This is a genomic window from Agrobacterium sp. (assembly GCF_059499945.1).
The window spans coordinates 76,370-96,320 of the sequence record NZ_JCABZP010000005.1; the positions used below are offsets into that span (position 1 = coordinate 76,370).

The 19,951-nt window shown below is 57.1% G+C and carries 16 protein-coding genes and 1 pseudogene; 9 read left to right on the forward strand and 8 right to left on the reverse strand.

Annotated elements, in window-relative coordinates; translation table 11 throughout:
* Positions 1–16: 16 nt before the first annotated feature.
* Positions 17–1,207: pseudogene (locus AC5I5B_RS05615) on the forward strand (IS701 family transposase); the annotation flags it as partial.
* A gap of 443 nt (positions 1,208–1,650) precedes the next feature.
* Here AC5I5B_RS05615 and AC5I5B_RS05620 read toward each other — a convergent pair.
* The 5 genes from AC5I5B_RS05620 to AC5I5B_RS05640 all read right to left on the reverse strand — a co-directional run bounded on the left by AC5I5B_RS05620 (position 1,651) and on the right by AC5I5B_RS05640 (position 6,502).
* Complete coding sequence (locus tag AC5I5B_RS05620) at positions 1,651–2,373, reverse strand: amino acid ABC transporter ATP-binding protein (RefSeq protein WP_495752431.1); 723 nt, start codon at positions 2,371–2,373, stop codon at positions 1,651–1,653.
* Entirely contained in the window at positions 2,370–3,032 is a 663-nt protein-coding gene (locus tag AC5I5B_RS05625) for an amino acid ABC transporter permease (protein WP_495752432.1), read from the reverse strand. Before AC5I5B_RS05625 ends, AC5I5B_RS05620 begins: the two co-directional genes overlap by 4 nt.
* Positions 3,029–3,700, reverse strand: a complete 672-nt coding sequence (locus AC5I5B_RS05630) for an amino acid ABC transporter permease (protein ID WP_495752433.1) — start codon at positions 3,698–3,700, stop codon at positions 3,029–3,031. The genes AC5I5B_RS05625 and AC5I5B_RS05630 overlap by 4 nt, the downstream gene beginning before the upstream one ends.
* A 61-nt stretch (positions 3,701–3,761) precedes the next feature.
* A complete protein-coding gene (locus AC5I5B_RS05635; RefSeq protein WP_495752434.1) occupies positions 3,762–4,571 on the reverse strand; it encodes a transporter substrate-binding domain-containing protein in 810 nt (269 codons plus the stop codon).
* A gap of 473 nt (positions 4,572–5,044) precedes the next feature.
* Complete coding sequence (locus tag AC5I5B_RS05640) at positions 5,045–6,502, reverse strand: NAD-dependent succinate-semialdehyde dehydrogenase (RefSeq protein WP_495752435.1); 1,458 nt, start codon at positions 6,500–6,502, stop codon at positions 5,045–5,047.
* A 165-nt stretch (positions 6,503–6,667) separates the two neighbouring features.
* Here AC5I5B_RS05640 and AC5I5B_RS05645 point away from each other — a divergent pair, with 165 nt between their 5' ends.
* The 8 genes from AC5I5B_RS05645 to AC5I5B_RS05680 all read left to right on the forward strand — a co-directional run bounded on the left by AC5I5B_RS05645 (position 6,668) and on the right by AC5I5B_RS05680 (position 15,896).
* Positions 6,668–7,006 carry a tRNA-binding protein gene (locus AC5I5B_RS05645; protein WP_495752436.1) on the forward strand — a complete coding sequence of 113 codons (339 nt, stop codon included), beginning with the start codon at positions 6,668–6,670 and terminating at the stop codon, positions 7,004–7,006.
* A 35-nt stretch (positions 7,007–7,041) separates the two neighbouring features.
* On the forward strand, positions 7,042–8,220 hold the full coding sequence (locus AC5I5B_RS05650; protein WP_495752437.1) for an NAD(P)/FAD-dependent oxidoreductase: 1,179 nt from the start codon (positions 7,042–7,044) through the stop codon (positions 8,218–8,220).
* 101 nt (positions 8,221–8,321) lie between these two features.
* Positions 8,322–9,620: a 4-aminobutyrate--2-oxoglutarate transaminase gene (gene gabT / locus AC5I5B_RS05655; protein ID WP_495752438.1), complete on the forward strand. Its 1,299-nt coding sequence runs from the start codon at positions 8,322–8,324 to the stop codon at positions 9,618–9,620.
* Positions 9,621–9,761: 141 nt separating this feature from the next.
* On the forward strand, positions 9,762–10,634 hold the full coding sequence (locus AC5I5B_RS05660; RefSeq protein ID WP_495752439.1) for an NAD(P)-dependent oxidoreductase: 873 nt from the start codon (positions 9,762–9,764) through the stop codon (positions 10,632–10,634).
* 51 nt (positions 10,635–10,685) lie between these two features.
* Positions 10,686–11,432 (forward strand): electron transfer flavoprotein subunit beta/FixA family protein, encoded by a 747-nt coding sequence (locus AC5I5B_RS05665; RefSeq protein ID WP_080864778.1) that lies wholly within the window; start codon positions 10,686–10,688, stop codon positions 11,430–11,432.
* 25 nt (positions 11,433–11,457) lie between these two features.
* Complete coding sequence (locus AC5I5B_RS05670) at positions 11,458–12,390, forward strand: electron transfer flavoprotein subunit alpha/FixB family protein (protein WP_495752440.1); 933 nt, start codon at positions 11,458–11,460, stop codon at positions 12,388–12,390.
* Between the two features lie 430 nt (positions 12,391–12,820).
* Complete coding sequence (locus tag AC5I5B_RS05675) at positions 12,821–14,176, forward strand: Glu/Leu/Phe/Val family dehydrogenase (protein WP_495752492.1); 1,356 nt, start codon at positions 12,821–12,823, stop codon at positions 14,174–14,176.
* 55 nt (positions 14,177–14,231) lie between these two features.
* The gene (locus AC5I5B_RS05680) at positions 14,232–15,896 is read left to right on the forward strand and encodes an electron transfer flavoprotein-ubiquinone oxidoreductase (protein WP_495752441.1); all 1,665 of its coding nucleotides are present in this window, start codon (positions 14,232–14,234) and stop codon (positions 15,894–15,896) included.
* 650 nt (positions 15,897–16,546) lie between these two features.
* Here the strand turns inward: AC5I5B_RS05680 and AC5I5B_RS05685 are convergent.
* The 3 genes from AC5I5B_RS05685 to AC5I5B_RS05695 all read right to left on the reverse strand — a co-directional run bounded on the left by AC5I5B_RS05685 (position 16,547) and on the right by AC5I5B_RS05695 (position 19,938).
* Positions 16,547–17,646 (reverse strand): IS3 family transposase gene (locus AC5I5B_RS05685; RefSeq protein ID WP_373426364.1). Its coding sequence is split into 2 segments (ribosomal slippage): positions 16,547–17,385 and positions 17,385–17,646, totalling 1,101 coding nucleotides; the frame shifts between segments, so codons are not numbered across the junction.
* 110 nt (positions 17,647–17,756) lie between these two features.
* Positions 17,757–18,512 carry a hypothetical protein gene (locus AC5I5B_RS05690; protein ID WP_495752442.1) on the reverse strand — a complete coding sequence of 252 codons (756 nt, stop codon included), beginning with the start codon at positions 18,510–18,512 and terminating at the stop codon, positions 17,757–17,759.
* Between the two features lie 4 nt (positions 18,513–18,516).
* The gene (locus AC5I5B_RS05695) at positions 18,517–19,938 is read right to left on the reverse strand and encodes an FAD-binding oxidoreductase (protein WP_495752443.1); all 1,422 of its coding nucleotides are present in this window, start codon (positions 19,936–19,938) and stop codon (positions 18,517–18,519) included.
* Positions 19,939–19,951: the final 13 nt, after the last annotated feature.

Sequence of the window (19,951 nt, forward strand, 5' to 3'; positions counted from 1 at the left end):
AACAGGGGTGCGAAGGATGGCAGAGCAGGGAGTTGTACTGACGGAATGGCTGAGGCCTTTCGTTGAGAAACTTGGTCACAAGAAGCGGCGGGAGATGTGCCCGATCTATGTTTCGGGCCTGATCGGGCCGGGAGATCGCAAGAGTATCGGGTCGATGTCGGAGCGCCTTGCGCCTGATCGCTACGACCGCCTGCATCATTTCATCTCGGATAGTACTTGGGACGCCGGTCCGCTTGAGGCGGAATTGGCGGTGCAGGCGGACAGAATAGCCGGAGCTCCAGATGCATTTCTGGTGATCCACGATACGGTCCTTCCGAAGAAGGGCGACCACTCGGTAGGGGTCGCGCCGCAATATGCGTCGATGCTGGGCAAGCGCGCCAATTGCCAGACGCTGGTGTCACTGACGCTGGTACGCGACGAGGTCCCTGTCACGTTGGGTTTGCGGCTGTTCCTGCCCGAGAGTTGGACCTGTGATCAGGACAGAATGGCAAAAGCGGGCGTTCCCGAGCTGTCGCGCGTATCGCGCACCAAGCCGGAGATTGCGCTCGACGAGATCGATCGGCTGATTGCCGCAGGTGTCCGGTTTGGTACTGTGCTCGCGGATGCAGATTACGGTCTGTCGGCCGCCTTTCGTCAGGGGTTGAGTGCGCGGGGTCTCACCTGGGCCGTCGGCGTTCCCAAGCATCAGAAGGTTTATCCCCATGATGTCGCATTGATCTTTCCTGTCGCGGGCCGTGGACAACCGCGCAAGTATTCCATCCCCGATACGCTGGCGGCCTCGACGTGGACGAAACTCAGCTGGCGGCGTGGCACCCAAGGCCGATTGACCTCGCGCTTTGCTGCCCTACGCATTCGAATTGCGGATGGCAGCCCCCAACGCCTCCTCGACAAGGGACAGCAGCATATGCCAGGCGAGGAAGCCTGGCTGGTTGGCGAGAGGCGCTCAAACGACGAACGCAAATACTACCTGTCCAATCTTCCAGCAGAAGCGACATTAAGACAGTTGGCAGCGGCCATTAAAGCTCGTTGGGTCTGCGAGCAGGCTCATCAGCAAATGAAGGAAAAATTCGGCCTCGATCACTTCGAAGGTCGATCATGGCAAGGCCTACACCGACACACGTTGATGACCATGATCGCATATGCCTTCCTGCAACATCAGCGCCCATACAAGGCAAAGCGGGAAAAAAAGGAACAGACACGGCCCGCCTAAACCGATACTGCCAGCTATCCGACGCGCCGTCATAGCCGTGCTCTCAAACTACCATCCGCCACAACGATGTCCACACTGCCGTATCCGGTTCCAAATCATCCCGGAATAAATTCTACCAAAGTAATGTTAGGCTCCAAACCCAATAAATAGGCGCTGGTTTGCGACGGTTGATCGAGCAGTGTATGCACCTCGATGTGAACTGCCCCCCATTTCGACCGGACAGTCGGCATAAGCAGGAAGGCTCAAGCACAGGCTTGAGGACAGGCTTATGTCTAACGAGTATCGACACGTTGAATTGCTGACGGGTAATGTTCGCCGGAGACGGTGGGACCGGTCTGGAGGAAGCGACCGAGGGCAGGTGAGTAAGCACGCGCGCGGTTGTGGTAGGGCCCGCTTTCCAGACCCCACCATTTTCATCTATCGTTTCGTAACAAAGGTGACTACCGCACCTTGGCAAGGAAACGCTGCAGATGCTCACTCGTGGGGTTTGTCATAACGTCCTTCGCCGGTCCGATCTCCTCCATCACCCCTTGGTGGAAGAAAGCGACCCGATCAGAAACGTCTCTTGCAAACCCCATTTCGTGGGTGACCACAATCATTGTCATTCCCTCTGACGCAAGCATGCGCATGGTATCGAGCACTTCGCCCACCAATTCGGGATCCAACGCCGACGTGGCCTCGTCGAACAGCATGTAGCTAGGTTCCATAGCAAGCGCGCGAGCGATGGCGAGGCGCTGCTGCTGACCACCAGACAACTCAAGCGGAAAGGCATCGAGTTTATCACCGAGGCCGACGTGTTTTAGTTGCTTCTCCGCCATCGCCTGGGCATCGGCCTTGCTCCATTTTTTGACAATGCGCGGGGCCAACGCGACATTCTCCAAGGTCGTCAGGTGCGGGAAGGAATTCCATTGCTGAAATACCATTCCAATCTTCTCACGAAGCTTGTTCAGATTCGTGGTCTTGCTATGAACGTCGGTTCCATCCACGCTAATCCGCCCGCCTTGGATGGGTTCGAGCCCATTCACGCAGTAGAGCAGTGTGGATTTTCCTGACCCGGAAGCGCCAATAATCGAGAGCACTTCGCCCTGGGAGACCTCAAGGTTAATACCCTTCAGAACCTCATGCGTCCCGAAAGACTTGCGTACGTTTTCAAGTGTAATCATCGCTTCCACTTCTTTTCGATAAGGTCTCCGGCACGCGCGATCGGATAGGAGAGCAGGAAGTAAAACAGGCCGATAAGGAGCATGATCTTGAACGACTCCTGTGTCCTCGTCGTCAGGATCTGGGATGCACGCAGCAACTCCACGTAGCCAATTGCCGATACCAGCGCGGAGTCTTTTACGACTGACAGCGCCACCCCGATCCAGGAGGGTAGAACAGACCGCAACCCGATGGGCCAAACGACGTAGCGCATGTCTTGGAAATACGTCATCCCAAGAGAACGAGCGGCTCTGCGCATCGGCGGGCTGACAGCCTCGATACCGGACTTCGCGACCATTGCGACAAGACCTGCGGTATAGAGCGAAAGAACAACGGTCCCCGACCAGAATGCAGTCATCGGAAACCCTGCGATCGCCACGAAACTGTCGAATAAGATGAGTTGGATGAGCAAAGGCACGCTTCGGAAGACGTCAAGGACAGACATGATGCCGGCGTTCAGTAAGAGGTTTCTGAGCGTCAGCAACCAGCCAAACACGACACCGATCAGGGTACCGGCGGTTATTGCCGTGATTGATATGATGAGCGTTCGTAATGCCGCCTCGGCGAGGAACCACAGATCGTCCCAACGAAGGCTTGTGAAAAATTGAGCCTGATCATTCATCGTTGCGCTTGCCCCCGAAACAATCGCCAGCCGACGAGTCGAGCCAACAGCATGATGAGCTTTGCGAGTATATAATAAATGACCGCCGCTGCTGCGAAGAACTCGAAGGTCCTGAAGGTCCGCGAGTTGTAGAATTGTGTCTCGCCCGCAAGTTCGCGAAGTCCGGCGAGCATACCGAGAGAACTCATGAGAAGGACCCAGATGAACTGGTTAGTCATTGGATAGTAGATGGCCCGGAGAACCTGCGGCAGGATCACGTAGCGCTGTGCGTGATAGGCTGTCATGCCGAGCGATCTCGCGGCTCGAACCTGCGTTGGTGCAACAGAGTTGAAACCGCCACGGAAAGTTTCCGCCATGTAGCCGGCAGTGTTGAAGGTCAGGGCGGTCACGACAGCGGTAAACGAGCCAAGAAAAATTCCGAACTCGCCAAGGCCCCAATAGAAGAAAAATATCTGAAACAAAACCGGCGTGTTTCGTGCGATTTCAATCCAAGTCCCCGCCAACGCTCGCGGCAGAAACGCATTTGACATCCTTCCGTAGGCTAGCAAAAGGGCAAATATCATTCCCAGAATCATCGAGATGACTGTAACTTGAAGTGTTACGAGCGCCGCTTCCAACAGATGAGGAAGCGCCTTGATGACCGGGGGCCATAGAAAATGATAGTTCATAGCGTCGTCTCCAAACCGAAAGCGCGCGCAGGCTGCGCTTGCACGCGCTCTCGATGATTAATTAGCGATAGACGCCGGGAGTGGTCAGATCAGGCATGGTGCCGCCGACATACTTCCCGTAGAGTTCCTGCAGTCGGCCGTTGCGATGTTCATGGTTGATGAACAGATTGAGGTAGTTCAGCCAACCATACTCCTCCCGCAACGTCATGAACGCGGTCACGTCCTTTCCAAAGGGTGCGATCGGTCCGAGTTTCACTTTCCCGAATTTGCCGGATTTCACGATGTTTGCGATCGACGTATCGGAGCCGATAGTTGCATCCACACGGCCTTGTCCCACAGCCATGAAGCTCTCATTTTCGCTCTGGAACGTAATGAACTCACCCTTGGAATCGGGCCAGTGCTGCGTCTTGTAGTCGGTAAAATTGCTTTCGTAGGTCGTGCCCACGGCGGCACCGACTTTGGCGTCCTTGAGCTCGTCCCATTTGGTGATCTTTGAATCCGCGGGAAGAAGTGCCTGGAAATAGGTCACCATATACGGGATGCTCAATCCGACGGTCTTTGCGCGCTCCAGCGTGTCCGAAGACGATGCGATGACCACGTCCGTCTTGCCGGAGATCAAGGAAGGGATTCGCTCGGCCCAGGTGACGCCGACGATCTCCGCTTCGATTCCAAGTGCCTTGGCGAGATCTTTGCAAACGTCGACATCAAGGCCGGTCGGATTGTTATCGGCATCCCGAAAGCCCATCGGCGGAAAATCGAGAACGACGGCGCAGCGTACCTTGCCTTCGCTAAGGACGTCGTCCAGTTTATCGGCATGAGCTGTGCTCGCCATTCCGAATGTCAGAGATGCAGCGACAAGCGCCCAACCCATATGTTTGATTGTCGTCATGTTCCAAAGTTCCCCTAAATTGGCGTTATGACGCGTCCTCGCGGAGTACCGCTCCCAAGGCGCGCCACACAAAGGTTAGGGCGACTCCTCGGCATTTTATATCGTTCAAATCTATCGACTTGGCGGCATTTGCCGAAGTGCAGGGCCTACCTATCCATATCTGCCGCGATGTTTTTCGGGCGGTCGCGGCAGCTGACGATCCCGCTTGCGAGATCCGTGCGAAGAGTGTCGCGCCTCGGCGAATCCGGCTGCAGTGGGAAAAAAAGAAGCCCGGTCAATCGCCGGGCTCCATCGTCTACAGGTGATGATTCAGGTCTGGGCCCACACCACGAGTGCGCCGCAGGCGAGGGCAAAGACGATAAATGCGAGCCGCCCCCCGTTGTAGACGCGGATCTAGCCTCCGGGGATCTTCGAGGTTCGGGAGGCATATCCGCTGTTCCATAGCATTGATCTCTTTAGATGCCGCCGAGGTGAAGGGTTTTGAGTTCTAGGAACTCCTCAAGCCCGTGATGCGAACCTTCGCGACCCAGACCGGATTCCTTGATGCCGCCGAACGGAGCTGCCGTCGTAGACACAGATCCAGCATTGATGCCAACCATGCCGAATTCAAGCGCCTCGGCGACGCGGAACGCGCGCGAGATATCGCGTGTGTAGAGATAGGAAGCGAGACCAAACGGCGTATCGTTCGACCATTTGACCGCTTCGTCCTCCGTGTTGAAGCGGAAGAGAGGCGCTACCGGGCCGAAAGTTTCTTCCTGTGCGATCCTCATATCGACTGTGGTATTAATCAAAACAGTCGGCTCGTAGAACAGCCCCGACCTAAACTTGCCGCCGGTAACGACCAACGCGCCATGCGCGGTCGCGTCGTCGACATGCTCCTGGATCTTCGTGATCGCTGCGCGATTGATCATCGGGCCGATTGTTGTTGCTTCCGCTAGGCCGTCGCCGACAACGAGCTTATTGGTTGCCGCGACCAATTTGCCGGCGAATGCCTCGTAGACGCCCTCCTGTACAAAGATGCGGTTGGCGCAAACGCAAGTCTGGCCGCCATTGCGGAACTTGCTTGCCATCACACCGGTCACCGCAGCATCGAGGTCGGCATCATCGAAGATGATGAATGGCGCATTGCCTCCGAGCTCCAATCCAACTCGCTTAACGGTTGAAGCGCATTGTTCCATCAACAGTTTTCCGACTCGGGTCGAACCGGTGAACGTCAACTTTCTGACGATTGAGCTGCGGGTCAAAGCGCCGCCAATCTCGGCGGGTTTCCCGGTTACAATGTTGATGACGCCCTTGGGAATTCCCGCACGCTCGGCGAGAACGCCAAGAGCGAGCGCGGAAAACGGCGTTGCTTCGGCTGGCTTGATTACAATTGTGCAGCCCGCGGCAAGAGCCGGGGCAGCCTTGCGTGTGATCATAGCGTTCGGAAAATTCCACGGGGTAATCGCAGCGACGACGCCGATTGGATGCTTCTGAACGATGATCCGGCCGTCAGCCGATGCAGCGGGAATGGTTTCGCCATAGATCCTGCGCGCCTCTTCGGCGAACCACTTTACGAAGGACGCGCCGTAGGTGATTTCTCCACGAGCCTCGGAAAGCGGCTTTCCTTGTTCCAGCGTCATGATCCGCGCAAGGTCGTCCGCATTCTCGATCATGAGATCGAACCAGCGCTCGAGCAGCGCTCCACGTTCTCCAGCGGTTTTTTTGCGCCAGGATTTGAATGCTGCATCCGCCGCAGCAATAGCGCTGTCAGTTTCTGGTGCCCCCAATTCGGGTACATGCCCGATGATCTCACCCGTGGCAGGGTTGTCGACTGCAAATGTGGCTTTGCTCGCGGCACCCACCCAGTTTCCGCCGATGTAGCAGAGTTCGGTAAAAAGGGCCGGATCTTTCAGCTGCTGCGCTATGGTCATGATGTTCTCCAAGTGTTTGAGACATCATTCTCCAGGTTGTGCGGCACAATCTGCCGAAACGAACCGCAACGTTGATAGCAACGACCAAAATTGCCCCCGTCAATCATCGTAAGCCACTGCACGATCAGGTGCACAATGGTCCAAACTTAGAAAATGAGGTTGGTAATGGAAAAGGCTCAGATTGTTTATGACGACTTCGCGAAGGTGGATATCCGTATCGGGCGTGTCCTGACGGTACAGCCGTTCGAGCGGGCACGTCACCCGGCATACAAGGTTGAGGTGGATTTCGGCGATCTCGGCCGCAGATGGTCGAGCGCCCAGATCACCAGCTACAGCGCCGAAGAGCTGATCGGCCAGATAGTGACCTGCGTGGTGAACATGCCGCCGCGCAACATCGCAGGCTTCCAGTCGGAAATCTTGATACTGGGCGCCAAGGACACGAACGGCAACGTCAAGCTCCTGCGGCCAACGCATGACATCGAAATCGGCGAAGCTGTCTTCTGAAACGGAGCGCGAGCGCTTATAAATGGGAACGGAAAATGGAAACGGCTGACTTTATTGTTATTGGTGCGGGGATTGCAGGCGCATCCGTCGCTTATGAACTAAGCGGGAATGGCAAGGTTATCGTTCTCGAGACGGAATCCTCCCCCGGATATCATTCGACCGGACGCTCGGCGGCTGTGATGTCAGAGAATTACGGACCGGCATTGTGGAGCCGACTGGTTACGGCGTCGCGCTCATTCCTTGAGACGCCTCCGGACGGCTTTACCGACGTGCCACTCGTCACGCCGCGTGGTGCCTTGTTTTTGGCCCGCGACGGCGAGCAGGCGCAATTGAAAGCCCAGGCTGAAGAGCTTGTTCGCCGAGGGGCGACGATCGAACTGACATCGTCCGAAGAAGCTTTGCGGTTCTGCCCGGTCATCAAGTCAAGCGAGTTTGTCTCGGCCCTCTATGAGCCGGACTGCATGGACATCGACACGGACGCGCTGTTGAGCGGCTATCTGAAAATGCTCCGCGCTCGTGGTGGACGAGTGGTCACGAATGCAAGGGTCGAGATCTTGAAGCGGACGGATGGTGTCTGGCGCATATCCACGCCTGCCGGCTCGTTCGAAGCGCCAGTCGTGATCAACGCGGCGGGTGGCTGGGTACAGGAAGTTGCGACACTCGCGGGACTTTCCTACCGCAATGTCATCCCGTTCCGCCGTACCGCGGTTGTTTTCGACCCGCCGGCCGGCAGCTCGATCCAGACATGGCCGATGACGTTCGATGTGGCCGAAACCTTCTACTTCAAGCCGGAAGCCGGGCGCATCATGGTTTCCCCGGTCGACATGGCACCGTCCGAGCCCTGCGATGCACAGGCCGACGAGCTCGAGGTCGCAATCGCGATCGATCGCATCCACACGTTCACAACGATGGAGGTGAAGAGCGTCAAGCACAAGTGGGGCGGTCTCAGGACTTTCGCATCGGACCATGAGCCGGTCATCGGCCGCGATCCCGAGGAGCAGAGTTTCATCTGGTTGGCGGGGCAGGGCGGCAACGGTGTGATGGGCGGCGCAGCTGCCGCACGGCTTGCAGCGAGCTTCGCCGTCGGCGCTGAGATCCCCGCCGACATAGCCGCATTGGGCATCACCGAAGAGAACGTATCGCCGGCCCGATCATGTGTCGTCGACACAAGTGGCGAGAAGCCCGTCGTCGGTACGCTCGACGCATTCGCCTGACCATTCATTTCTCTGAGCAAGGGATCGCTAATCAATAGGCGGTCCCAAGACGACCTCGTAACGCTGTCTGTCCAGAACAATCACGCAGAAAGGAAATCATTATGACAAAGCGCAGCAAGGAAGAGCTTCTCGCCGCCCGCCAGAACAATATCCCGAGGGGTATTCTAACCGCCCATCCGATCCTCGTTGAACGTGCCGAAGGCGCCTACATCTGGGACACGGAAGGTCAGCGATATCTCGACTTCGTCGGCGGCATCGGCGTGCTGAACGTCGGGCACAACCACCCGCGTGTCGTGGCTGCCGTCCAGGAGCAGTTGAAGCGTGTCACCCACACGGCCTTCCAGGTTGCCGCCTACGAGCCTTACATCGAGCTCGCCGAGCGCCTCAACAAGCTGGTCGGCAAGGGGGCAGCCTACAAGAGCGTCTTCTTGACCACCGGGGCCGAAGCAGTCGAAAATGCCGTCAAGATCGCTCGCGGTTACACCAATCGTCCCGGCATCATTTCTTTCCGTGGCGGGTTCCACGGCCGAACCCTGCTCGGCGTCACGCTCACCGGCTTTGGCCAGCCCTACAAGCAGAACTTCGGCCCGTTCGCGGGGGAAGTATTCCACACGGCCTATCCAGACGCTTATCGTGGTGTGACGACTGAAGGGGCGATCGCAGCGCTCGAAGAAGTGTTTGCAACGGAAATTGCGCCGGATCGCGTCGCCGCGATTATTATCGAACCTGTTCAGGGCGACGGTGGCTTCCTTGCCGCTCCGGTCGAGTTCCTGCAACAGCTTCGAGCGATTACCGAACGCCATGGTATCGTTTTGATCGCGGACGAAATCCAGACCGGCTTTGGCCGAACCGGCACGATGTTCGGCTTCGAGCATTCGGGCATCCAGCCAGATCTCGTGACAGTGGCAAAAAGCCTCGCTGGCGGCTTCCCCATCTCCGGTGTAGTCGGCAAGGCGGAGATCATGGATGCTCCGACACCAGGCGGCCTCGGCGGCACATATGGCGGCAACGCCATTGCCTGCGCGGCCGCACTCGCCGTTCTTGATGCCTTCGAGCAGGACGGCCTGCTGGAACGCTCAAAGACACTCGGCAACACGCTCCACGCCGCGTTGGAAGAACTTCAGTCCACACATGACTTCATCGGCGTTGTTCGCGGTCGCGGCTTTATGCAGGCAATCGAGTTTGTGACGGATTCAACGTCGAAGCGGCCGGATCCGGACCGCGCTCAGCGCGTCATGGAACGCGCTCGGGAGGGCGGTCTCCTAGTCATCAAGTGCGGCGTGTATCGCAACATCGTCCGGTTTCTGGCTCCGATCGTGCTGTCGGATACTGATCTTGAGGAGGCACTACGGATCGTGCGGGATGCCATCGAGGGCGAGCGCCTGTCGTCGGCAGCGTAAAGTCAGTATCTCATTGCCCGGCAGCGTTCCTGCCGGGCATCCTTTTGAGGATCGGCGCGGCAGGGCCATGCCCTTGGGTGCCAGAGGAGGAATTGTGCGATGCGCGCAGTCTTTGCTGATTGCACTGAGGAACTTCGGCGAGTGATCGAATTGCAGCGCCTACACGTCCCAAGTTCTGTACGGATCAACTACGGCACACCGACGGAAGCCGAGCTGATCGAACTGTGCTCGGACAGGGACGTGCTTTTTGTCGAACACACGGTGGTCCCCAGCTCTGTCCTCGCGGCATGCCCGTCGGTCCGTGCCGTGATCTTCATGGGAACGGGAGCAGGAACCTATCTCGATCTCGATGACGCCGTCCAACGGGGGGTTGATGTGCTGACTACGCCTGGCTACGGCGATCGAGCTGTTGCGGAACACGCCTTCGCACTGATGCTTGCAGCCGCCCGCAACATCGCGACGATGGATCGCGAACTGCGCGCTGGTGAGTGGAAACCGCTAGGCGGGCTGCAGCTCGAAAATCTGAAGATTGCCGTGATCGGACTTGGCGGGATCGGCGCGACGATGGCCGATTTGGCAAGCTCGGTCGGTATGCGGGTGTCGGCCTGGAACCGGACTCACAAGGACAATCCGCACTTTGTCGCAGATCTTGACGAGGCGCTCGACGGCGCGAGCGTCGTCTCGCTCCATCTTTCTCTGAGCGATGAGACGCGTGGGATCATCGATTCTCGCCGGATCATGCTTCCGGCTAGGGGTTTTATTCTCGTGAACACGGCGCGCGCCGCGCTCGTGGATGAATATGCTCTCCTTGAAGGGCTTTCGGGCGGACAGGTCGGCCACGTGGCTCTGGACGTGTTTCCTGAAGAACCGCTTCGGGCACCCAACCCTTATACGCAGCGCGCGAACACTACTCTGACAGCCCACGCAGCCTACATGACCGACGCGGCCTATGCCGAGCTCTGGAACAGGACGCTCAAGGCATATGACAGGCTTGTAGCTCAACTGTGCCAGTAAGGCAGCCGCTTGGCACCTGCTTAAACTGAATACAAACATGGGAACCGCAAAATGAAAATCCTTGTCCCCGTTAAACGAGTCGTCGATTACAACGTGAAGATCCGCGTGAAATCGGATGGTTCTGGCGTTGAGCTTGCCAATGTGAAGATGTCGATGAACCCGTTCGACGAAATCTCGGTGGAAGAGGCCCTTCGCTTGAAGGAAGCCGGCAAGGCCGAAGAAGTCGTGGTCGTCTCCATCGGCCCGGCCAAGGCGGAAGAAACGCTGCGCACCGCGCTCGCCATGGGTGCCGACCGCGCCATCCTCATCGAGACCGACGAAACGGTTGAGCCGCTCGCCGTCGCCAAGCTGCTGAAGGGTGTCGCTGAGGCTGAACAGCCCGGTCTCGTCATCGTCGGCAAGCAGGCGATCGACGACGACAGCAACCAGACCGGCCAGATGCTGGCCGCCCTTCTCGGCTGGGGCCAGGGCACGTTTGCCTCCAAGGTCGTACCATCAGATGGCAAGGTCGCGGTCACCCGCGAAGTCGATGGCGGTTTGCAGACGATCGAGCTGAAACTTCCCGCCGTCGTCACCACCGACCTGCGCCTGAACGAGCCGCGTTACGCCTCGCTGCCGAACATCATGAAGGCGAAAAAGAAGCCGCTCGACAAGAAGGCTCCGGCCGATTTCGGCGTCGATGTTTCGCCGCGCCTGAAGGTGCTGAAGACCGAAGAACCTGCGGGCCGCAAGGCCGGCATCAAGGTTGGCTCGGTTGCCGAGCTGGTCGAAAAGCTTAAAGCCGACGGCGTCCTCTAAGGTTTCGGAAAAGGGAGATATTCTTATGGCCATTCTTCTTCTGGCAGAACACGACAACGCAACCCTTTCCGACCTGACGGCGAAGACGCTGACGGCGGCAGCGCAGATTGGCGGCGACGTCCATGTGCTGGTTGCCGGCGCCAATGCCAAGGGCGCTGCCGACGCTGCCGCGAAACTCTCCGGTGTGTCCAAGGTGCTGCTTGCCGAAGACGCATCCTATGCCAACGCGCTCGCCGAGCCGCTGGCGGCGCTGGTTGTTTCGCTCAGCCCCTCCTATGACGTCATCATCGCCCCGGCGACGGCATCCGCCAAGAACGTGACGCCGCGCGTTGCGGCCCTTCTCGACGTGGCCCAGGTCTCGGAAATCATCGAGGTCGTCAGCCCTGATACCTTCAAGCGCCCGATCTATGCCGGCAACGCCATCCAGACGGTGCAGGCAACCGACGCCAAGAAGGTCATCACCGTGCGTCCGACCGCCTTTGCGGCAGCGGCAGAAGGCGGTTCGGCAGCGGTCGAAACCATCGGCGCGGCCGCAAACCCCGGCCTTTCCAGCTTCGTTTCCGATGCCCTGGCGTCGTCCGACCGTCCGGAACTGACCTCTGCGAAGATCATCATCTCGGGCGGCCGCGCGCTTGGTTCTTCCGAGAAGTTCAGGGAAGTCATCCTTCCAGTCGCCGACAAGCTCGGTGCAGCCGTTGGCGCATCGCGCGCAGCCGTCGATGCCGGTTATGCGCCGAACGACTGGCAGGTGGGCCAGACCGGCAAGGTGGTTGCCCCGCAGCTTTACATCGCCGCAGGCATTTCGGGCGCCATCCAGCATCTGGCCGGCATGAAGGACTCGAAGGTTATCGTCGCCATCAACAAGGATGAAGAAGCGCCGATCTTCCAGGTTGCGGATTACGGCCTCGTCGCCGATCTGTTCGAAGCCTTGCCGGAACTTTCCGAGGCCATTGGTTAGCCGGAAACGATGATATGTCTGCTTTGGCAATTTCTACATTCGCGTTTGCATGGATCTGTTTCTCGGTCCTAGTCTCACTGTGGGTGGCCTCCTTGCCCGCATTGCGGAGCGCCCGTCGCTTGTCTGAAGGCTAGTTTCAGCCCAATGGCGGCGACTGTTTCAGCGAGCGGGCCGGTTCGACGGTCTCTATCCACAAAGCCGTCGATTTACGATGCGCTGTGCGGCGCTGCCACTGATGACGCTGTGTATCAACGCCTAAAGCGCCGATAGAAGCCGAATACCAATTCTTAGCCCCTTCGCCACGCCGGAGAAGGGGGTAACTTCTCGCAACCTGTTTTACCGGAGCCGTAGAATGGATCAACAAAACCTCTCGCCGATAAGTTCCAACACGCCCTTCCTTGAAAGTGTCGACGCGTATATCGACCGCGCAATGGAGCACTTGGATCTATCGGAAGGTCTCGCTGAACGGATCAAAGCCTGCAACTCAACCTACACTGTCCGCTTTGGGGTACGGCTCCGCGGTCGGACGTACAGCTTCACCGGCTGGCGGTCTGTCCATAGCGAGCATGTGGAACCGGCAAAGGGCGGTATCAGATATTCTCTCCTGTCCGATCAGGAAGAGGTCGAAGCGCTGGCCGCGCTGATGAGCCTTAAATGCGCTGTCGTTGACGTACCTTTCGGCGGATCGAAAGGAGCCTTGAAGATTGATCCCGCTCAGTGGGAGCCGCATGAACTCGAGCGAATTACCCGTCGTTTCACGCAGGAACTCGCAAAACGCAACCTCATTTGCCCCGGTCGGAACGTGCCTGCGCCGGACATGGGCACCGGGGAGCGGGAAATGGCCTGGATGGCTGACGAATACAAGCGTACAGGTCCATCAGATGTCGTAAATGCCAACGCGTGCGTCACGGGAAAGCCGCTTGCTCGTGGGGGCATCGCCGGGCGGACGGAAGCCACCGGCAGGGGCATACAATACGCGATACAAAGCTACCTGCGTGATCCCCATGAAAACGGCATCGATGGCCGTCGCGAGCTAAGCTCCATGACCATCGTCGTGCAGGGGTTGGGGAATGTCGGCTACCACGCGGCTAAATTTCTGAGTGAAAACGACGGGGCCAAGATCATTGGTATTGTCGAACGGGACGGATACATCACGAATCCAGATGGCCTCCCGATTGAAGCAGTGAAACAGTATCAACTGGCCAACGGCACCATTCTGGGCTTTCCGGGGGCCACGAGCATCGAGGATTCTGGCGGGGGCCTAGAGCTTCAATGTGATATTCTCATTCCGGCAGCGATGGAAAATGCGATCACCGCCCGCAACGCTTCCCGGATCAAGGCGAAACTGATTGCTGAGGGGGCAAACGGCCCCATCAGTTTCGAGGCTGAAGATTATCTTGCAGATAGAGGCGTCGTTATCCTGCCCGATCTGTTCGTGAACGCCGGCGGCGTGGTCGTCAGCTATTTCGAATGGGTCAAGAACATCACTCACATCCCATTCGGCTTAATGGAGCGTCGGCGTCGCGAACGACGCAATCTCCAGCTGACCCACGCTCTTGAGGCAATGACGGAGCGACCTTTCCCCACTGATATTCGGGATGATTTCCTGGAAGGCGGTGCGGAGATCGACTTGGTGAGGTCGGGCCTCGAGGACGTTATGCGAAGCGCCTATGACAAGATGGCCGAGTTGAAGCGATCCTCTTCGAAAATGAAGACGTTCCGAACTGCGGCTTATGTGATCGCGATTAGAAAGATCGCGGATGCATACCAAGCGATTGGTATCTGATCTATCAACATAACGAGCTGGCGTCCGCCTCCGGGCGCCGGCCCAGAGGACGCCCATGACTGAAATGATTGAACTGCCCGAACGCGAAGCGATGGAATTCGACGTTGTGATCGTTGGCGCGGGTCCTGCGGGTCTTGCCGCCGCGATCCGCCTGAAGCAGGTGGAGCCCGAGCTCTCGGTCGTCGTTCTGGAAAAAGGCGCGGAAGTCGGTGCGCACATCCTCTCGGGCGCGGTGGTCGATCCCATCGGCATCGACCGTCTTCTGCCCGGCTGGCGCGAAGAGGAGGGGCATCCCTTCAAGACCGAGGTCAAGGACGACCAGTTCATGTTCTTGGGCCCGGCCGGCTCCATCCGCCTGCCGAATTTCATGATGCCGCCCTTGATGAACAATCATGGCAACTACATCGTCTCGCTCGGGCTGGTCTGTCGATGGCTGGCGGAAAAGGCGGAAGGGCTCGGCGTCGAGATCTATCCGGGCTTTGCCGCCACGGAAGTGCTCTATAATGACGAAGGCGCCGTCATCGGCGTCGCCACCGGCGATATGGGCATCGAGAAGAATGGCGAGCCTGGTCCCGCCTTCACCCGCGGTATGGAGCTGCACGGCAAATATGTGCTTGTTGGAGAGGGCGTGCGTGGATCGCTCGCCAAGGAGCTGATTTCCAAATTCGACCTCTCGAAAGATCGCGAGCCACAGAAATTCGGCATCGGCATCAAGGAGCTCTGGCAGGTCAAGCCGGAACACCACAAACAGGGCCTCGTGCAGCATTCCTTCGGCTGGCCGCTCGGTTTCAAGACCGGTGGCGGCTCGTTCCTGTATCATCTGGAGGACAACCTCGTCGCCGTCGGCTTCGTGGTGCACCTCAATTACAAGAACCCCTATCTTTATCCTTTCGAGGAATTCCAGCGCTTCAAGACACATCCGGCCATCCGCGATACCTTCGAGGGCGGCAAGCGCATTTCCTATGGCGCACGCGCCATCACCGAAGGTGGCTACCAGTCGGTGCCGAAGCTCACCTTCCCGGGCGGCGCGCTGATCGGCTGTTCGGCCGGTTTCGTCAACGTGCCGCGCATCAAGGGCAGCCACAATGCGGTGCTGTCGGGCATGCTGGCGGCGGAGAAGATCGCCGTGGCGATTGCCGCCGGCCGCGCCCATGACGAGGTGGCCGAGATCGAGGCCGAATGGCGCGAAGGCGATATCGGCAAGGACCTGAAGCGGGTCCGCAACGTCAAGCCGCTGTGGTCGAAATTCGGCACGCTCGTCGGTGTCGGCCTTGGCGGTCTCGACATGTGGACGAACCAGCTGTTCGGCTTCTCCTTCTTCGGCACGCTGAAGCACGGCAAGACGGATGCGCAAAGCCTGGAACCGGCTTCGAAGCACAAGCCGATCGCCTATCCGAAGCCGGATGGCGTCCTGACCTTCGACCGCCTGTCCTCGGTGTTCCTGTCCTCCACCAACCATGAGGAAGACCAGCCGGTCCACCTTCAGGTGAAGGACATGGAGCTGCAGAAGCGCTCCGAACACGACGTCTTTGCCGGCCCCTCCACGCGTTATTGTCCGGCCGGTGTTTATGAGTGGGTGGAGAAGGACGGCCAGGAGGTCTACGTCATCAACGCGCAGAACTGCGTGCACTGCAAGACCTGCGATATCAAGGACCCCAACCAGAACATCAACTGGGTGCCGCCGCAGGGCGGCGAAGGGCCGGTTTACGCCAATATGTAGCCCCCCGTCGCGATCAACTACATCGCCCGTGTCCGCGGGATAAGATCGAGCAGAAACATGAGGCACACCTCAGCCGAAAAGTACCCGCAAGGGATTTTGTGCTTGCAGCCACCGATACAGGCAGGGTATCGGCATAATCACCCGACATGCCGAGGTCGTGAAGATGAGCCTCTACAAAAACTTCGCGTCGAAAGCAGATTTGGTTGAAGCCTAGATCGGGCGGCAGCGCATGATAGTGTTGCTATTATCAAGTGGCTCTCACAGGAGACGTTGTCGTCGCAAAAGCTCTGCTCGGTCTTCGATGCATACATCAATTACGCACTCGAAGGGGAAGACAGTTTTCGTGGCTGGCTGCTGACCAATGTCAGCTTGCGAGCTTCAAAACATGGACTCCACACGTGCATCTTTGTTCACTACAAGTCGGACGTCCATCGACTCCTTCGGAACAATCATTCTGTATCAGGGCCGGGATGTTCAATCAGACCAAGGGAACGCTGAGTACTTTTCCTATCTACTGGAAGGCGCGTTGGTGCGGGGCAGGGTTTGACCTTGCCCCGTTGAAATAGTCCATTTTGAAGTAAGCTCTGGCCCATTTTGAGGTGCTCCCCGAATTTGGGCCAGCGGGAGCTGGAATTTTCCGGGGTTAAGACTCAGTGCGACGGTGGTGCCGATGAGCCGTTCATGAGCGAAATCGGCACTTTGTTGCCTATCGCGCTGTGTGGCCGGAATTCGTTATAGTCTCTACGCCAATCCTCCATCTTTGCCCGCGCGTCGTCAAGGGTCATGAACCAGTGAGCGTTCAGGCACTCGGCGCGGAACTTGCCATTGAAACTCTCGATGTAGCTGTTGTCGGTCGGCTTGCCTGGCCGGGAGAAGTCGAGCACGACACCCTTGTGATAGGCCCAAAGATCAAGGTCTCGAGAGATGAACTCGCTGCCGTTATCGACGCGAATGGTCGTCGGATATCCGACCTGGCGGCAGACCCGCTCTAGTGTCTGAACGACATCCTCCCCCTTGTAACTGAAGCGGGCATCGACTGCCGGCGAGAAGCGCGAGTAAGTGTCGACGACCGTCAGAACCCTGATCTTGCGACCAGTGGCCAGTTGGTCATGAACGAAATCCATCGCCCAAACATGGTTGGAATGGGTCGGCTCCGTGCGGTCAGCCCGCAGCTTCGCCTTGACCCGGCGCTTGGGAACCTTGTTGCGGAGCTGGAGGTCCATCTCTTTGTAAAGACGATAGATTCGCTTCGGGTTCACGGGCCAGCCTTCACGCTTGATAAGGATATGCACACGCCTGTAGCCGTAGCGTACCCGCGTCTGGCAGATGTCCTTGATCTTGAGCTTCAACTCGGCCTGCTCGCCACGCCTGGACTTGTAGACATAGAGCGACCGGTCGACTTTCAATACCGAGCATGCACGCCGGATCGAAACCTTCCAGTCAGCCTTGATCGTGTCGACAAGCTTGCGCTTGCGGGCAGGCCTCAAAGCTTTTTTGAAAGCACATCCTGCAGCATGGCCTTGTCCAGTGACAAGTCGGCAACAATCCGCTTCAGCTTGGCATTCTCTTCCTCAAGCTGTCGCAGCCGCTTCATCTCCGAGGGCATCAAGCCCGCGTATTTTTTGCGCCAATTGTAAAACGTCGCGTCCGAAATTCCTGCCTTGCGGCAGACCTCGCCGATCGGCGTGCCATCCTCTGCCTGCTTCAACACGAATGCAATCTGCGCTTCCGAAAACTTCGAGGCCTTCATCGAATTCTCCTCTTTTTCCCACCAGGGATCATAAGTGGAAAATTCCAGTTCTAAATGGCCCAATTTAACGGGGGCACGTCAGAAGCTACCTGTTGAGGCAATCGATAAGACTAAACACCTGTGTAACGCCAACAAGATGCAGCTGGATTTAAATCTTTTTCCAGTTGGATGAGTGATGAGCGGGATATATTGAATGTGACGTTTCGAAGCTCATCCCCAGAGCCATTTTTGTGCGTCTTAAAGTCGAACCCGGCATATATGGCAGCAGCAATTAGAACCCCATTTGGAACATTCATTGGACCAAGGGATTCACCACACGGAAAACGGTAGGAATAGTGCTCTGCGATATGTTTGATCCAATAGCTACCCGCATGGTTTCGAACCGATTTTGCGCGCACTACATTTTCCAAGAATGCCAACGATAGTAGGAACGGCCGTGTGGAAGATCGGCTGCGCAATTCGATACGATCTACCTCAAATGAAGACGAGCCATTTTCGTCCTCTATAAGACCGTTTTGTCGCCGTTCGCTCAATCCCACGCCCCAGCCGCGTACGCTTAGCATAGGATAAAAATCGGAAACACTCTGCATCGCAACTGCTGCGACGGCTTCATAAAGCACCATGGCAGAGCTCTGGATTCCTTGTTGTAGGAGATAGTCAACGAACTCGCATCCATTCACCCTTCTCTTGGCGAGCACCTTATTGTCAGATGTTTTTGCCTCATTGCATTTGTCATAGTTAAAGTTCAAGGATAAAGCGACAGCGGTCTTGCGCCGAGACGCACTGATCTCGTTGCTAGTTTTTGAGAGCTCAAAATCGATATCATTCAAATTCTTTGGGGTTGGAGCGATCTCGATAGGTGCCACTCAGCTACTCCGATATCGGAGGGATCACTTTGCCCGGGTTCATAATTCCAAGCGGATCCAACGCTGACTTGATACGACGCATCAAATCGACCTTGCCACGAGCCCCATAGTGCTCAAGCAAATCCATTTTCACCCGTCCTATACCGTATTCCGCACTGAACGTGCCTCCCATCTTTGATGCGAGGGCGTAGATTTTTGGAGATACCTCCCGTTCAAACGCAGACTTGAATTGCGTTAAGTTCGACTGTGCAGAAGGCACGACATTAAAATGTACGTTGCCATCACCCACATGGCCATAAATTGAAAGAACCGCTTCTGGGGCATTAAGTCTTACGATCTCCGAGGCCGCAAAAATAAAAGTCGCTAAACCTGACGTTCTTACCGCGATATCATGCTTCACGGATCCGCCATGGTGCACTTCGGCTTCAGGAATGCTTTCTCGCAGATTCCAAAAATCTGCGCGTTGTTGTTCGCTTGCCGCGATCGTTCCATCGGTGATCAAACCGGTTTCGAAGAGTTCGGTTAAGAGACCATTCACAGCATCTTCGAGGTTCAGCACTGGAGATGCTGTTGCGACCTCGAGGAGAACGTAATGCTCGCTCCTTTCTTGAAGTGGGTGGCGCAAACCGGTTTTGGAATTGAGAAGCAACTGGAGCGAGGAATGCGACAGGTACTCAAACGATGTGATGGCTTCACCCGACTGGATTTGTGCCGCGTCAAGGATGGCAGCGAGGCTTGCTATGTCGTTTATTGCAAGGAACGCAGTTACCGTCTGTCGAGGTTTGCGGACAAGTTTAAGCGACACACCTGTAATGATGCCAAGGGTCCCCTCGGCGCCTAGGAAAATTTGCTTAATGTCGTATCCGGAATTGTTTTTGCGCAGCGGACTAAGTTCGCTGTAGAGTGAGCCGTCGGGGAGGACGACTTCTAGACCCAAAACCAAATCGCGTGCCATTCCGTATCGGACGACGTTAACTCCACCGGCATTTGTCGATAGATTGCCACCAATTCTGCATGACTGTTGAGAGCCGAGAGAAAGCGGCAGCAATAAATCAGTATCGGCGGCAATTTGCTGCAATTCACTGAGAATCATGCCAGCGTCCACCGTAATTGAGAGATTACCAACATCGAGATCGCGGAGCCGGTTCATTCTTTCAAGGCTGATGACGAGTTCATCACCCCTGTCGCTCGGCGTGGCAGCGGTACAATAGCTTGTGTTACCACCTTGCGGAACGAGACCAACGTGATAGGCCGAACATGCACTCACCACTTCTTGGACCTCCTCAACCGTTCTGGGCCTGAGCAACGCACGCGCAACACCGGTATATTGGCGACGGAAATCGGTGGTATAAGCCGAGATGATGTCTTGATCTCTCGTCACAATAACTTGAGGCAGCTCGGAGAGCACGCGTTCGATGTTGTCCATGGTGTGTTCCGTT